We start from the raw sequence: 16,535 nt of genomic DNA, 5'->3' as shown, positions 1-16,535 counted from the left end.
TACTCATGTCCGCGACAACTGGCTGACAATCGGCTAGAGTATTGTCAGACTAATGATTGAATTAAAAAGACTTTCACCAAGGGAGGTGTCAGTGTTACCTGACGTTACTAAAGCGTTACGCTGGCTACAACAACAGCCACAGCTCTTAACTGGGATTGGACGAGGAATCGAACGGGAATCCCTTCGTGTTCGGGCTGACGGCTCATTATCAGAACAAGGCCATCCTATAGCGCTTGGATCAGCACTGACCCACGATTGGATAATTACTGATTTTGCTGAATCATTAATGGAGTTTGTCACACCTGTCGATCGCGATATCCCCCATCTGCTGACGTTTTTACGTGACCTGCATCGCCACGTTGCGAAAAATATTGGCGACGAGAGGCTTTGGCCGTTCAGTATCCCAGGAACGATCACCGATACGGAAACTATTGCATTAGCCGAATATGGCTCCTCTAATCTCGGCAGAATGAAGCACATCTATCGTCAGGGCCTAAAACATCGCTACGGCTCCCTGATGCAGGTCATTTCAGGTATTCATTATAATTTCTCCTTACCCACCGCCTTTTGGGAAGCGAGAGCGCTTGCTGACAATGACACTCGACCTGTACAAGAGATTGCCTCGGACGGTTATTTACGCCTTATTCGTAACTACTATCGTTTTGGCTGGATTATTCCGTATCTATTTGGTGCTTCGCCGGCTGTCTGTGAAAGCTTCTTAGGTGATAATCCAGTATCGAAGACGATGGAAAGTGATGGGCAAGGGGCTCGTTGGTTCCCTTACGCAACATCGCTACGGCTTAGCGATCTGGGTTACACGAATAAATCGCAAAGCGGTCTGGAAATCTCCTTTAACTCTTTAGATGAGTACGTGGCGGGTTTAAAAAGAGCGATAGCTACCCCGTCAGACGCTTACGAGAACATGGGGTTGTTTGACGCTCAGCAGCGGCGTATTCAACTCAATACTAACGTCTTACAAATCGAGAACGAACTTTACGCGCCTATCCGTCCTAAGCGTGTTATTCGTCGTGGGGAAGCCCCTTCCGATGCATTGAAGCGCGGAGGAATCGAATATATCGAAGTGCGTTCATTGGATATCAACCCATTCTCTGCCACGGGGATCAGTGAAGAACAAGTCCGTTTTCTCGATCTGTTCCTGATCTGGTGTGCATTGATCGATTCGCCAGAGATGGATCAAGCTCAGCTAAGCTTCGTGAAAGGTAATTGGAATACCGTTATTTTAGAAGGGCGTAGACCAGGCCTTAAATTGAAAGCGGAGTGTGGACAGCAGGATTTCTCGTTGCAGGAGGCAGGGTCAGCACTGTTCGATGGATTAGTCTCAATCGCTAAGATCCTGGATCAGGGAGAGGACACCGCTTATCAGACGACGTGCCAGACCTTAGGTGGCATGATTACTGATCCTGAAAGTACCTATTCAGGTAAAATTTTAAGTGTGATTAAGCAAGAAGGGTTTATTGGCAGTGGGATAACGTTGGCAGAGAACTACCGTCAAGCATTGCGACAAGAACCTTTAGAAATCTTAAACGCCGATATTTTTGCAGAGAAAGCCGCAGAGTCGATCACCGAGCAGCAGAACATTGAAGCGAGCGATACACTCTCTTTTGAAGAATATCTTGCTTCTCGTAAGGGATAGCCGATTAGCAGGCAAGAAAAAGGCCACTTCATTGTGGCCGAATAACATCTTAGTTGTCAGGATGATGATAACAAATGCGCGTCTTTCATAAATTAAGACGTCGTAGAGTGTAAAAAGTTCATCAAATCGAAAATTTTTTTTAGCGAGGTGAAATATGCCGTTATTGGATAGCTTTACAGTAGACCACACCCGTATGGCTGCGCCTGCAGTACGTGTGGCAAAGACCATGAATACCCCACATGGCGATACCATCACCGTATTCGACCTCCGTTTCTGTATTCCTAATAAAGAAGTGATGCCTGAGCGCGGTATCCATACGCTGGAACACCTATTTGCCGGCTTTATGCGTAATCACTTGAATGGCGACGGTGTAGAGATTATCGATATTTCGCCAATGGGATGCCGGACCGGTTTCTACATGAGCCTGATTGGTACGCCAGCCGAACAACGCGTGGCCACCGCATGGAAAGCAGCGATGGAAGACGTGCTGAAAGTTCAGGACCAGAAGAAAATTCCCGAACTGAACGAGTACCAATGCGGAACTTACGAGATGCACTCCCTGAGCGAAGCGCAAGATATTGCTCGCCATATTATCTCCCATGATGTGCGCGTAAACCACAATCAAGAATTAGAACTTCCTCCTGAAACGTTGAAAGAGCTAGAAATCTAACGTCTTCTACGCCAATCAACTGTCAATAAGCCGCGATCGGAAGTTAACCGACTCGCGGTTTTTTTATAATAACGATCACAAATAGCGTAGATAACTATTATATTTGTTGTGATTAGCCTACGTAGTATGCTTTATAGACAGTAACGTGCAAGGAATGCACAGACCTTTGGTGTCACCAACACCTATGGAGCGCAAGGATGCCTACTGAACGACAATTTACCCGCCTTTATTCTCTTATTCGCCGGTTCCTTATTTACTGTGGTGTAATCGTTATTTCTTTAATGAATTCGTGCTCTGCTGCGCGAGCCACAGAAGCACAGTGCGCAGAAATAAAATTTAGCTTGAGCCAGCAGGCTACTTTCGAGCGTCAAGCGTTCGATGCAAGACTGACCTTACATAACGCTAGCCCCTTACCTCTGACCGACGTTAAGGTCGAATTACGCTTTTTAGACACGCAATTGCAGCCAGTCCAGGCTTCAATGGAAAGTGTATCGAGTCAGGCGAGTTTTTTTTACCAGTTACTTGCTCCGTCGATGGATCTATCCACGGTCACGGCTCAGCGCGCGGAGACGCTGCATTGGCAAATTATTCCGACCAGAGGGGCGGCAGTGAGCGCCACTACGCGTTACTACTTGGCGGCAAAAGTCAGCTATACCCAAGGGGAACGCCGAGAAGAGTTTGACGTCCAGCCAGTTGCCATCATGGTGAAACCGCTTCCTGAACTTACCGTCGATTACTTCCTTCCTGGCGAGGTCTATGGCGATGATCCTTTCACCGCGGAAATTGAACCACCGATCCCGTTTATGCTAGGCGTACGCGTTAAAAATAGTGGGGCGAGCCCCTCCATCGCGACAACCATCGAATCGGCGCAACCGACTATTCGTGAAAATCAACAGAATCTCCTTACGCAGTGGAAGCTCTTATCGACACAGGTGGGGGCACAACCGGCTGAACGACGTATGCAATTGAATCTTGGCAATATTGATCCTGACACTGCTCGCGTGGGGCGGTGGATTATGACTTCCCAGCTTTCAGGACGATTTGTTGATTTCACTGCGTCCATTCGCCATGGTGACGCGCTCGGGGGGGAACTGACTTCACTCATTAAACAGACTCGTCAGTGGTATTTATTACATGATGTGTTAGATACCCGTGCGGGCCGGGACGATATTCTCGATTTCTTGGTCATTGAAGGCAATGGACTTCGTTTGTTCAGTTCTGAAGGGGACGACACAGAGGTCAGCGATGTATCAATCGACACGACAAGCCAACGCAAAGATCACTACCTCAGCCTATCTCTGCCCAAAAACGCTCATTTTCGTTACGTAAAAATTGACGATCCTTGGAAAGGAAAAAAACCGTTACGCGCTGCCTATCGTGGCGACGGTTCGAGCCTCCCTTTGGCCAATGCCTGGTTATCAAAAACGCGAAATGCACAGCTGCAATGGCACTACAGCATCAATGTCTTTTTACCCCCCGGTCGCGAAGAAACCGTCATTACCGAATTTTCCGAACCTTCACAAGAGAACAGTGGACAGATTACGGGAAGAGTATTTTATGACAAGAATGGCAACGGGCTAGTGGATAAGGGAGAGCGGGGCGTCGCTAAGGTGCCGCTTACGCTGAAAGGTATCGATAGTCAGGGGCGGCGATGGTTACAAAAAGTGAAAGCCGATAGATCTGGGCGTTTCCGTTTCGATAAGGTGGCGGCAGGGACCTGGAGTGTTAACGTTGAGCCTCTTACCGGTTTTGTTGACGGTAAATCGTCACCAGGGACGGCTTCTGGACATGCTGTTGCGGGTCAGATCCGCGATATAGCCTTATCGCCGGGTGAAAAGGTTAACCAACTATTATTTGCTAAACAGGCAGCGATTCTCCCAGACACTGGTCAGGCTGATCTCGAGATCAAATGGATTTTCCCCGCCGTTATGGCGCAGAGTTATCAGCCCTGGTCAGTCATGCTGGTCGTTAATAATCTCTCACCTCAGTCAGCCAAAGACGTACGCGTTCAAGTGTCTTGGCCGATACGCAGTATCTCACACAAAAAAAATCGCAGTTGGTCGATTCAACAGGGGGAGCTAAGCGCTCATCCCAGCTATTGGCAAAAGGGCGAGTGGAATATTGGTGAAATGGCGGCTAACAGCCAAAGGGTACTGGTAATAGAGGGATTCATGCGCCTTAACGCTCGACCACAAAAGGTGAATTTTTTTGCACAGGTCGGCAGCAAAAGCCTCGACGACAATGTAGACAATAATGTGGCCCAGCAGTCGATAGTGGTCAGTGAATATCAGCAAAAAAATCCCCTTAACGTTGATTTTAACCAATGGATTGAAGATGAGTTAGCGGCGTTGGCCAGCAAGGCTACGTCTAAGCCGTAATATTCAGGACGAAAATTATGCAAAGAGCAAGAAGAACGCTGACGATCAGTGCTTACTTACATCGTTTGGCGGTAGCGTTGGTGTTATGCGGTGGAATAGCGGTATCCCCCGCTTTTTCCGCCGTGAAACTGGTCGAATTTGGTATGTATGCTGCCGTCGGGAGTATCCCGATTGGTTTTAGTTTCAATTATTACGGTAAACCGGTTGATGAAGTGGTCGTGAGCCGTTACGGAATTCTCAGTATGGAATCCGGTAATATTGCTCCGTCGTATAATAATTTTCCTCTCCCCACTAATCGTCGAGCACTGTATGTGTTCTGGGATAGCTTAAATCTTTTCAATCTTAATACAGATGGGCGTGTTCACTATGAAACCCAAGGTGTCGCCCCTAATCGTCAATTTATCGTGCAGTGGAGCAATTTCACCGCAGGACTGGCCAGACAGCCAGTAGGCGATTTTCAAATCATACTCGATGAGAGTTCAGGCAGCATTAAGTACCAATACCGTAACCAACAAGGCAGCTCAACGGTGGGTCGTAATGCAACCATTGGTATCGAAGGGCCTAACCTAAAATTTATCCAGATTGGCTACCGTGATCAGTACGCGGTGGGGGATCAGCAGGCCATTTTATTTACACCGTTACCTGACTCGCTTGATTACCGCGTCACTAAACAGGCTGACTTCTCCTTTATTGATCTCACTCTCGCGGCGCCGCCAACGGGGTATTATCTTTTACCTGAGGGTAACGAAGTGAGCGGGGAGGCGGTTGACATTGAAATCGTCACCGATGCTCCAGAGGTTCAACACATTGCCTCGGTCGATTTTTTTGTCAACGAACAGTGGCTTTCGCGACAGTTAACAACGCCATGGCGGACAACATGGCCGACGACAGCGTATGAAAAAGGCCGTTATCGGCTAAAAGCGGTGATCGCAAACCGTGATAACCGTACTACCACGATAACTAAAACGGTTTTATTGCAAAGAGAACCGCCACCGATCCAAGCTTCCCCTTATTTAGCCGAAATCATGGATATTTCACCGCCCGTTTCCTGGCAGCCCGACCAGTCGATCGTCTTGAAAGGGAAAGCATGGACGCGTGAAGGGACATTGCCTGCTAAACAGCAACCCTTACTCCTTCATCTACGTCGCGACGAGCAGATCCGCTCGTTTCATCTTAACAGCGATGCTGAGGGTAACTTCCACTATTCCTTTATGCCTAAATTCAGCGATAACGGTCAATGGCAGGCTACTGTCACGCATCCTGACGAAAAAGAGCTGCATTTTCAGCCAGAGCAATCATTCCGGGTTGAACAACTCTTATTCAGCCCGACACAGCAAGCATTGGCGGTGAGCAACAACGAACCAATGAGGATCAGTAGTGAAGCGACGACCGCTGCCTCCGTTAAAGGGTTATATTGGACGCTAAGGGCTAAGGATCAACCTAGCAAGCGGTTACCTGCCGGGGTAAGCCTGAGTAAAACGCCAGGTATAGATATTGCGGCGGGTAAACAGGCCGAGCTGACGACTGAACTAACGATTTTACCCACAGCAGGGAGTCAAGGGCAGGTTACCCTCACTGCGCTAAGTCCGTTATCCGCCGATCATTCTCGTGGCCAACTCAGCGTGAACTGGCATCGTGTACCTGATAGAGCCAAACTGGCCCTTAGTCCTCAACGACTCAATATCGGCTTAACACGGGGAACCCTACATACCGAGACTGTGCAGTTAAAAAACGAGGGGAACCGGCCTGCCGAACAATTACAGTTAAGGTTGGTAGATGATCAGGGTAAACCGGCACCTGACTGGATATTCTTCTCGTCACCCACCCTACTGGGGACTCTTGCCCAAGGGGAAAGCCTGTTATTTGAATTAACGGTAGTTCCCCCGGCGACGGTGGATGAGGGAGATTATCGATTTCGGGTAATGATAAAAGATGACCGCCAAGCAGAACTCTCCTTACCGGTGCAATTAGCGATCAGTCAGTCGGGGCAATCTCGGTTGTCCTTCCATCTTACCGATATCTATACCGCAACGAAGGATAAGACTGGGAAAGACATTGCGGGCATCAATGGGGCAACGATTGTTTTACAAAATGAAGCTGTTCTGAGTCAATTATGGACTCTGACCAGCAATGAACAGGGGGAAGCTTCCATTGAGGGGCTTGCGCCGGGAACCTACCTTTGGCGTATCAGTACCGATCAGCATCAAAGCCGTCAGGGCAGAATGGTTGTTAATCCTGGGGAAAATGTACAGTCTGTTTTTCTTGATTACCAAACGGTCACTATTCATTTTGAGGTAAAACCGACGACAATTGATGATCGTTATGAGATCGAGCTTACTACGACCTTTCAGACTGATGTGCCGGCTCCCGTCCTAGTTTTTAGTCCAGCGGCGATAAACTTAGCGGGGTTAACCCCCGGTTCAGAGAAACGGGGCACCCTTACCCTTTCGAATCATGGCCTGATACATGCCGAGAATATCGAGATGATATTGCCGGCCTCAGACCCACGCTTTACCTATCACTTTACTCAGTCGATACCGAAAACGTTACTCCCGGGTGAACAAATCTCGTTAGGTTATCGAGTCACTGCGCGACCGCCATCGGTCGTCGAAAAGGGGTGGATGCGACGAAACGAGACCGCAGCAAATGCCGGGTGTTCCGCCTACCGCGCGCCAGTGAGAGTGGGGTGGCAAAGTACTTGCGCAAGCGGTCAACGGGTTGCACAACAAAGCCAAGCACTCTTCTATGAACTCTCCGGGGCAAGCTGTAGCCAGGCTAATTTGCCGTTAGATGGGCAGGGGGGGAATGTTAATTTCCTCGACTGGCTCCCTATCGGTAGCAATATTTTGACAGCGGGTTGTGCACCTGACTGCGACACTGGATGTTGTCAACCACAAGGGAAGGTGGCTGGGGATAGGTAATCCCTGAGCTCACTCCTTACGCCCTCGGCGAATGCAAGGATGCATACAATGTTAAGAAATGTTAGAACCTCTACCCGCCACTTCACGCTGCGCGTCCTCCTCCTGCTGTGGTGCGCGATCTTTACGCCTTGGGTCAGTGCGAACAGCCCGCTTAGTCAAGGCTTCTCTTCGCGGGTGAGTGCAGAAGTCACCTTACCGAATACCGAGTACCAAGAAGCCACGGTCGACTTACGCGTTAAAATCCTCGGTGGGGAGCTAGTACTGACCCGGGCTTGGGTAAATAGTCAATGGATCATTAATCCAAGTTGGGCAACGCTCCGTTTTCAAGGGCGCGGTAGCGAGGGACGCCCATTACAGATTACCCGTGCGGGCACTCGCTATCGGGTGGATCAGCAGGCCGGACTTTATCGCGCAAGGACCTCTACACTGCGCCAGCGCGAGAAGGGATGGCAATGGCAAGACAGCCAAGGAAACTGGATTGATTACGATACTGCTGGCCGAATCACTCAGTATGGCAACAAGAATCTTATCTTGGCTAAGTTCGAGTTGGATAGCAGTGGGCGGCGGCTAGCCGTTAAGGACCACCACGGTCGGGTGATTTATCGTTTTCAGTACGATGAGCAAGAGCGCTTAGTGTCGGTCAGCGATCTCAGCGGTCGGACGGTAGGTTATCAGTGGCAAGGCAACCAGCTGTGTCGTGTTACCGATGTCGAAGGGCACCTTTGGCATTACCAATACGATGGTAATGGTCAGCTCGTCAAGCGTATCGACCCCGATGGCGGCGTAATGACGCTACAGTACGACAACAGTGCCATCGCACCCAAAACGGCGATGCTGAGTGGTCGAGAAGCTAAAGGAGAGTTAGCGCCACTCTCGTCAGTCGACTCGACCCAGCGGGGGGGATTACCGCGCGCTCATATCAATAAAGTTATCGATAAGTCTGGCGCGATCACGACGTGGCAGCGGCATGCGGTGCCTTTTAATGGCGGTTGGTGGGTTGAGAAAACGGGGCCTGATGGTGCCGTTGAGCGTCATGATTTTGACCGCGAAGGACGCTTAACCCAAGCGATGATCAACGGCCAGGTTATCACGCGTTGGGCTCGGCCGGATAACCACACACAGGAGATTACGGAGGAAGGTGGGGCGATCACTCGCCTGCGCTACGACAGCGCCCAGCGTATTCAGCAGATGATCAGCCCTGAGGGCAAACACAGTTCATTTTCCTATGATCCGAGCCACGGTCGGCTGAGTCTCTACCGGAATAGTGCAGGGATCGCTACCGAGTTTAGCTACGATGAGCGCGGTAATCTGATCACAATGACTCTGGCGGCAGGCACGCCAGAGCGCTATCGCTTTGCGTGGCAGTACGATACCTATGGTCAGCCGACCACAATAACGGAAGGAGAGGGCGACTCGATACTGCAGTCGGTCATCACCTATGATCAACAAGGTAACCCCCTCACTCTGACTCAACAAGGTCAGCGTAAATACCAGTTTGACTATAACGTTGAGGGGCAAGTAACCGCCATTACCGATCCCCTCGGTCATCATTGGCAGTATCGCTACAATGCTAGTGGGCAATTGGTGCAAGCCACCGATCCGTTACAACAAAACACCACTTACCATTACGACGCGCTGAGTCGGCTTACCGCGATCATTGACCCCCTAGGGCATCAATTAACCTATCACTGGCAGCGCTTACCGCTGGGTTATCGTCTGCAGCTGACCGACGAAACTAACAGATCTTGGCTCTACCAGTTTGACGCGCTTGAGCGGCTAGTCAAAACCACTTCGCCACAAGGCAATGAAACGACACAAGCCTTTAACCTTGATGGACGTTTGAGTCAACTCACCGAACCGAGTGGTGAGACGCATCGTCTTGAATATGGCGCGATTGGCAGTCGCGATCAAGGGCGCGTGGTTCGTTATACCAACCCAGTCAATCAAGAGCGTTATGAGTACAGCCCAGCAGGGCTACCTAGCAGTCTCAGTATGCTGCCCGGTTTGGTTCAGCGTATCCAGTACAATGCACAGGACTTACCGGCAGTCGTTGAAGATACCGCAGGCCGTAGAGAGGTTCGTGAATACAATGCTCTCGGGGCGCTGACTCGCACCATCGATCGTCTCGGTGCCGAGACCCGCTATCGTTATCAGCCAAATGGCGAGCTTGCCGCTGTCACCACACCGTTAGGACGACAGTTTACCTTCGAACAAGATGCCTTTGGCGATGCGGTGAGGGAGAGCCGGCCTTCGGGCAACCGATATCGGTATCAATACGACCTCGCCGGACAGCTTACTGCACAACAGGATGGGCTGGGTAATCGAATCGACTATCGCTACGACGCTGCGGGGCAATTGATTGAGGCGCACTACTTTGCACCATTACAGACTCAGCCAGAACAGACGATAGAGTATCGCTACGATGCTGCAGGGTACTTGACTGAAGTGACGCAACGCGGCAAGACCGAAAGCCACTTCACTTTTACCTACGATGCACGGGGGCAACTGCTGAGTGAAACCCTGCGCTATGGTAACCAACACAGCACAATACGAACTCAGTTACAGTATCGGTACACGGAAGATGGTCAGCGTCAGTCGATCACCTATCCCGATAACAGCGAGCTTGAGTTTCGTTGGCAAAACGATCGTCTGCGTGAAGTTATTCACCCCAATGGCCAGCGCGAACGCCGGGAAACCTGGCAGTGGTATCAGCCAACCACTATCCAACGCCCCGGCAGTGAACAGACGCTAAGTTTTGATGCGCTGATGCGACCGCAGACCAGTACGCTCAGTGTTAATAAACTGATTGTCGACCAACAGCGTTATCAGTACGACGATGCCGGAAATATCACTGAGCAAGTTCGTAATGGCCAGGCAACCCGCTATCAATACGATGCCGAGGATAGGTTAACCCTAACGCGCAGTGCTCTGGGTAGCGTACAACGCCTAGGTTACGATGCTGAGGGGAATCGTACCTTCACTAGCAACGCATCGGGCGCATGGCTCTATAACGACAAACAGCAGCTTGTTAAACGGGGGAGCGGCACAAGCGAAGTAGAGTATCGCTGGGGCGTGACGGGGGATCTGTTAGAAGAAACTCGCGCCCAAGCCACGACGACCTATCAATATAATGCGGCCAATCAATTAGTCACCGTCAGCCGTAATAACCACATTCTCGCTGAATATCACTATGATGCGTTTGGTCGGCGGATCGGTAAGTGGGTCGGTGGTACTCAACAATGGTTTGTCTACAGTCCAGAGGGGCTTTTAGCCCAACTTGACGGCCATGGCCAGATGCAACAGGCATGGGGCTGGGAACCCGGGACACTTTACGGCAGCAAACCGCTCTGGCAAGCCGATCTAAGTCCCGAGGCAACACTTAAAACGGCTAAGGTTGCTTGGTTAATCGCAGACAACACCGGTACGCCACTGCTTGCACTTAATGATCAGGGGCAGACGGTTTGGAAGGGAACCCGCGATCCCTTCGCCGCAGTCGTCCCCAATGCAGAAAGTCAGATCACGGTAAATTTGCGCTACGCGGGGCAATACGCCGATGCGGAAACCGGACTCTATTATAACGGCTTTCGCTATTACGACCCGCTGACCGGACGGTATTTACAGCCCGACCCCTTAGGGCTTAGCGGCGGATTAAATAGCTACGTCTATGCCCTCAACAACCCCTTAAGCTATATCGACCCCGAAGGGCAGTTCCCGCTAATCGCGCTACTCAAGCCGATGGCTTATTTCGTCGGAGGCTGGGCAGCTAGCGAGGCCATGGATTATTTATTCTCGTATCTGCCGGATAATGAGTGCAATCCGTTATTAAGCCCAAGGAATTGGGCGCAGACGATGAGTGATATCATCCCAGCTGGCGCAGTGTATAGAGGGATTAGGTCAGCGTATAAAGGGATTGGGTCAGGGTATAAAGTATGGAAGGGGCGGGGAGTAAATCCGAACCTAGGTTCTGTGCCTGCTTTAAAGCCAACTATAACGGTTAATATGAATAAACAAAGAAAACATATTCCCGGTACTAATGAGAATAAAACAGCTAACATGGGTAAAAGTGATAAAAGAAGCCTAATAAGTCCGAATCTGGATGTACAGAAGCTGGTTAATAATTATGCAGGCTCTGGTTCGCAAGTAGGGAAAATAACGAAGGGAAATCCAGGATATAAAGAAAGGATTTACGCTAATGAGGTTATTGGAAAATACTATAATACTAAAACAGAAAAATTTGAAGAAACCACCAGTTTTTTAATTCACTACTCTAAAAATGATGTTCATATCGTACCAGCGAGGCCAAAAAAATGAATGATATTGATATGATGGTAAAAAATATATTGGAAATTCGTTCAGAAATAATGTCTTATTTGACGAGTGACCTAATAGGAATTGCAACCAGGAAGATGAGGGGGATTACCTTACACTATGACAATAAAATTTTAGATATAAGGGTTATTTTTGATGCTCCCTTAACTGATGAGGAAGAGGATGAGATGATAGAAATTGATACTAATCTTACTTCAAGTGCATACCCTTATCTTTATAACAATCGAAGTGAGGTGATTTTAAATATAGAACAATGTGGGTTTGTTTTTTTTGTTATACCTTCCGATATCGACATTTCTGATAAGGAAGGGAATTTAGGGTGGTTTTTCCTAAGAAAAGAATATTTGTAATATGAAAGCATGGCTTAATGGAAACCTATCCAAAGAGAATTAGATAGTAAAAAATGAGGAGAAATCAATGTGCCATATAGATAAGGCAACACTAAATAGAATGGATTTCCATTCAATAATAACAAATAGTATCTGGGAGGATTTATTAGGGGTAGCAACAAAAAAAATGAGGGGTATCACTTCAAATTATCAAGATGAATTTTTAGAAGTTATTGTTTTTTTTGAAAGTGAGTTAACTGAGGAAGAAAATTCGGGGATGATGGAGATCAAAAAAGGTGTTACTTCTAATGTTATTCCAATTGTTTATAGTAATAAAGGTGAGCCAATTTTTACTGTGAAAGAAGTGGTACTAAATTTTATTGTTGCCCCCTCGAATATTAATATTATTGAAAGAATGGGAAATATAGGTTGGCATTATCTTAGGAAAGAGTATTTATAATGTTAAAAATTATCAATATGGTTAATAATCATTAGTTATTGATTGCAGCAATATGTATATAAGGGAGATTATATCTACTAATCAACTATTATTGATAATATAGAGGGTTGTTTACATTGAACAAATTAAAAGGGCGGTGGGTAGAAGGCAGCTATAAAAACACTCCTGCTTGCTAATAATATAGTCATGATCAGTTGTTCTGATCTTACCTTAAGAGGGTTATAGGAATGAACCTAACAATAGGGGATTATCCTTTTCACATTGTAGCCATAAATTCAAGTCGATGAACTCATCCAGTAAAACCCTCTTCCAATAGCACAAAAATATCGAAATTCTAGTTTTTATAGACACTTTTTTTTTAATTTTTTTCATTTTATCGTTGAATCTTGTACTACACTTTTTGAGTGTTTTAAATAATCCCTTCAATAACGAGGACTCTCAAATGGTAACTAAAGCTCAAATCTTAGATCATGCGGAAGTAGTTGATAAGAATGGCGACTTTGTGGGCGTTGTCGACCATTTTGAAAGTGAAGATCAAATCAAATTAGTGAAAAAAGCGCCGAATGCAGAGGGCAGCCACCACCTCATTCCACTGGCTTGGGTTACTAACGTTGACGATAACAAGGTCATCTTGTCCAAGACGCTGCAAGAAGTTGAACAAGAGTGGAAAGCAGTATAAAGACTCTTGCTACCCGCTGAGGCGGGTAGCATCCTAATTAACAACCAGACAGCGGCTGGTTGCCCAGAGCTTGTGCCGCACAGATTAATGCTAAATGACTCAATCCTTGTGGAAGATTTCCTCGCCATTCCCCGGTACGAATATCAAACATTTCATTGAAGGTCTCGACATTTCCCCTGTCACATAGGGTTTCAAGGATCGTTTCCATATTTTGCTCAGCCAACGCATTTTCATCTAAAGCGGCCAATGCTTCGACCATCCAAAACGAGCAGGCAACGAAAGTACTCTCTTCTTTCTCGACGTGGCTGTAACGATAAAGATGCGGGCCACCGTGACCAAGCTCTTCGATCATGGCATGGTAGGTTGAGAGCATGCGTGACTTATTGATGCGCGCACCATAGCGATACACCAAGGTTAGCGCTGCATCCAACTCATCATTATCGTCAGCATAAAATCGGTAAGCTTGACGGGTGTCGGACCAGCAATGCCGTTCAACCCATTGTGCAATAAGGTCACGTTCAGCCGCCCAACGGTCGCGCCAGGTCACTTCTAAATGTCCAGCATCGGCTAATTCAACTGCAGCATCCAGGGCTAGCCAGCACGCCATCTTAGAGTGGGTATAGTGCTGTAGATCCGGTAATTCCCACATACCCGAATCCTTTAATCGCCACCGATCAGCACATTGGTTGGCTAAACGACTTAAGAGTCGTGAAGTCTCTAAATCAAGAATATGGCCAGATTGGACGAAGAGTTGCCCGACAGCAAGCATATCGCCATACATACTCAGTTGACGCTGGTCGCGAGCATTATTACCTTTACGTACAGGTTGTGACTTTTTATAGCCCTGTAAATCCAAGTAGGTCTCGGCGGGGACTTCTCCGCCCTCTAACGTATAGCAGGTAAGCAGTTCTTCACCGTGGCGCATAATGGTTTTTGACAGCCAAGAGTAAGCGGCTTGGCAATCTTCGAGCGCCCCCAAATAGACGAAAGATTTAATGATTAGGCAGGCATCGCGGATCCAGGCATAGCGATAATCATAGTTTTTCTCTCCGCCTATTCCTTCGGGCAGCGAGGTCGTGGCCGCCGCCGCGAGCGCACCCGTAGGAGAAAACCAGAGAAATTTCAAAGCGAGGGCTGAACGGGTAACATGTTGTGGATAGCTTCCCTGATAACTCAAGTTTTCAACCCAATTTTGCCAAGCAAGGTGGCTGGTCTCGATACGTTTATTAATCGCGTCTACCGTCGGGACGGCTAAAGGTTCTGCTTGGGAAACTAGCAGGGCACAGAGTGATGAGGATGAAGGTTTTGTCGTCAACTGCGCGATAATGTTATTACTTTCACAGGTCTTAATCTTAACATCGCCGCTGCAGCGCAGCATTACCATCAAGTCACCAATATGGAAAACATTGCCTTGCGCGGTGGGTTCGAGCCAGGGCGAGCGAGTCTCTACCTGGGTTCCAAACCGAATAGTAAGTTGGAAGTCGACATTGCCCTCTTTCCCTTCGATTCTTCTGGCTAATTCATTCCAAGGCAGCGGGCCGGCAAGATTACTATTAATAGATTCGGTGAGTAACGCCCTGCCCGAGGCGGTGATAAACTCAGTTTCAAGAATATTACTGTCTTCGCGATAACGTCGCTTAACGCTATATTCCTCAGTCGGTGTCAAACTGAAGTGACCACCAATCTCAGTATCCAATAATCGGTCGAATAAAGCAGGCGAGTCCATATGGGGGACGCACCACCAGTCGATGCCTCCATCAGGCGCGATCAGTGCGACGGAACGCCCTTCGCCAATGGCGGCATAGTCGCCAAGACCGACAGCCCCTTGCTGGCGAACAGGTGAATGATATTGACTATTCTTCAAGAGGTTCTCCTTGTGACGCGCGAACGAGCTAAGTGAAATCTGATTTTTAATAAGTCACTTAAGCATGGCACAGAAAGTGATTTTGTCTTGAAAACAGGCAGATATTGCGGGATAAATAAAAACGCGACCGAAAGGTCGCGTTTAAAAAAAAGGCATTAACGGGTCCACAGCGTAATGTCGTTCAGCCGTTCCAACCTGCACGACAGGTTAATGGTGAGAAGAATGAATCATCGCTCACCCTTTCCGCCGTAGGACATTCGGGATCATAGGCCTGACTCTCAACGCTAGCCAGCACCGGTTTAAAAAGAGAATGTAGCCTCTATCCATCAGCAAATAGGCTCTCTCCGTTGGTGTTCACCACCTCCTGAAACCATGAGAAACTCTTTTTACGGATACGTTGACCATCGCCAGCACCCTGATCATCATAATTGACATAAACAAGGCCGTAGCGTTTTGTCATCTGGCTTGAAGAGCAACTGACGATATCAATAGGAGACCACATATAATATCCCTTGACCTCTACACCATCGGCGATGGCTTGACCTATTGCTTTGAGATGAGTTGCTAAATAATCGATTCGGCCGTCATCATCGACTTTGCCGTTAACAACGCGATCAAAATAGCCGATACCATTTTCGGTAATATAAAGCGGTTTTTGCCAGCGGTCCCAATAAAAATTAAGCACGTACCGTAATCCGCAAGGATCGATGGTCCAGCCCCATGGACTTGCCGGGAGGGAAGGGTTTCTCATGCTATTCTTGTTGACGTCGTAGGCAATGCTTGCATTGCTTAGATGAGTATTATAATAAGAGAAACTCATAAAATCGGCAGTATTTTTTAATATTTCATCATCCTCTACATCGGTAATGAGAGTTATATTATTTTCTTTAAAAAAACGCTTAATATATCCTGGGTATTTACCCCGCAGCAGAACGTCTGCGTAATAGAGTTCGTATTGGTTGCGTTGGTAAGTGGCGAAGTTATCTTCAGGCGTACTGCTTTCAGGGTAGGCGAAATCACTGTATAGCATAACGCCAATTTTTATCTCACTGTTAAGATGTTGCGCGTAACGTTTAATTTTCGCCGAAGCGATTAGCTCATGATGGATACCTTGGAACTTATCCTGAACGAGGTTATTGTCACTATCTTGAAAAATACCTAGATGATTGAAAGACTCATGCCTGATTAGATTAATCTGATTGAAGGGTATCCATAATTTCACTCTGTCTTGATAGCGGTTGAGACACGTTT

General features: G+C 47.9%; 10 protein-coding genes. 8 read left to right on the top strand and 2 right to left on the bottom strand.

Annotated elements, in window-relative coordinates:
• The first annotated feature begins 52 nt into the window (after positions 1–52).
• The 8 genes from gshA (at position 53) to BMX14_RS08840 (ending at position 13,420) form a co-directional block, all read left to right on the top strand.
• Positions 53–1,654, top strand: coding sequence for a glutamate--cysteine ligase (gshA, locus tag BMX14_RS08875; RefSeq protein WP_092675738.1), 1,602 nt, complete (start codon positions 53–55; stop codon positions 1,652–1,654).
• Positions 1,655–1,808: 154 nt separating this feature from the next.
• Positions 1,809–2,324 carry an S-ribosylhomocysteine lyase gene (gene luxS, locus BMX14_RS08870; protein ID WP_092675735.1) on the top strand — a complete coding sequence of 172 codons (516 nt, stop codon included), beginning with the start codon at positions 1,809–1,811 and terminating at the stop codon, positions 2,322–2,324.
• Between the two features lie 197 nt (positions 2,325–2,521).
• The gene (locus BMX14_RS08865; RefSeq protein WP_092675732.1) at positions 2,522–4,702 is read left to right on the top strand and encodes an SdrD B-like domain-containing protein; all 2,181 of its coding nucleotides are present in this window, start codon (positions 2,522–2,524) and stop codon (positions 4,700–4,702) included.
• Between the two features lie 17 nt (positions 4,703–4,719).
• The gene (locus BMX14_RS08860; RefSeq protein ID WP_092675729.1) at positions 4,720–7,623 is read left to right on the top strand and encodes an Ig-like domain-containing protein; all 2,904 of its coding nucleotides are present in this window, start codon (positions 4,720–4,722) and stop codon (positions 7,621–7,623) included.
• A gap of 48 nt (positions 7,624–7,671) precedes the next feature.
• Positions 7,672–11,934: an RHS repeat-associated core domain-containing protein gene (locus BMX14_RS08855; protein ID WP_177173121.1), complete on the top strand. Its 4,263-nt coding sequence runs from the start codon at positions 7,672–7,674 to the stop codon at positions 11,932–11,934.
• Positions 11,931–12,302 carry a hypothetical protein gene (locus BMX14_RS08850; RefSeq protein ID WP_092675723.1) on the top strand — a complete coding sequence of 124 codons (372 nt, stop codon included), beginning with the start codon at positions 11,931–11,933 and terminating at the stop codon, positions 12,300–12,302. Before BMX14_RS08855 ends, BMX14_RS08850 begins: the two co-directional genes overlap by 4 nt.
• Before the next feature lie 67 nt (positions 12,303–12,369).
• Positions 12,370–12,741: a hypothetical protein gene (locus tag BMX14_RS08845; protein ID WP_092675719.1), complete on the top strand. Its 372-nt coding sequence runs from the start codon at positions 12,370–12,372 to the stop codon at positions 12,739–12,741.
• Between the two features lie 442 nt (positions 12,742–13,183).
• A complete protein-coding gene (locus tag BMX14_RS08840; RefSeq protein WP_092675715.1) occupies positions 13,184–13,420 on the top strand; it encodes a DUF2171 domain-containing protein in 237 nt (78 codons plus the stop codon).
• Between the two features lie 37 nt (positions 13,421–13,457).
• Here the strand turns inward: BMX14_RS08840 and BMX14_RS08835 are convergent, their stop codons facing one another.
• Both BMX14_RS08835 and BMX14_RS17035 read right to left on the bottom strand, forming a co-directional pair.
• Positions 13,458–15,284 carry a glycoside hydrolase family 15 protein gene (locus BMX14_RS08835; protein ID WP_092675711.1) on the bottom strand — a complete coding sequence of 609 codons (1,827 nt, stop codon included), beginning with the start codon at positions 15,282–15,284 and terminating at the stop codon, positions 13,458–13,460.
• A gap of 319 nt (positions 15,285–15,603) precedes the next feature.
• A complete protein-coding gene (locus BMX14_RS17035) occupies positions 15,604–16,506 on the bottom strand; it encodes a family 1 glycosylhydrolase (RefSeq protein ID WP_268993454.1) in 903 nt (300 codons plus the stop codon).
• Positions 16,507–16,535: the final 29 nt, after the last annotated feature.

Origin of the sequence: Rosenbergiella nectarea (assembly GCF_900111105.1) — a bacterium.
In the GTDB taxonomy this organism is placed as follows: domain Bacteria; phylum Pseudomonadota; class Gammaproteobacteria; order Enterobacterales; family Enterobacteriaceae; genus Rosenbergiella; species Rosenbergiella nectarea.
Note: the sequence above shows the minus strand (reverse complement) of the source record. Positions and strands in the feature narration are given on the sequence as shown.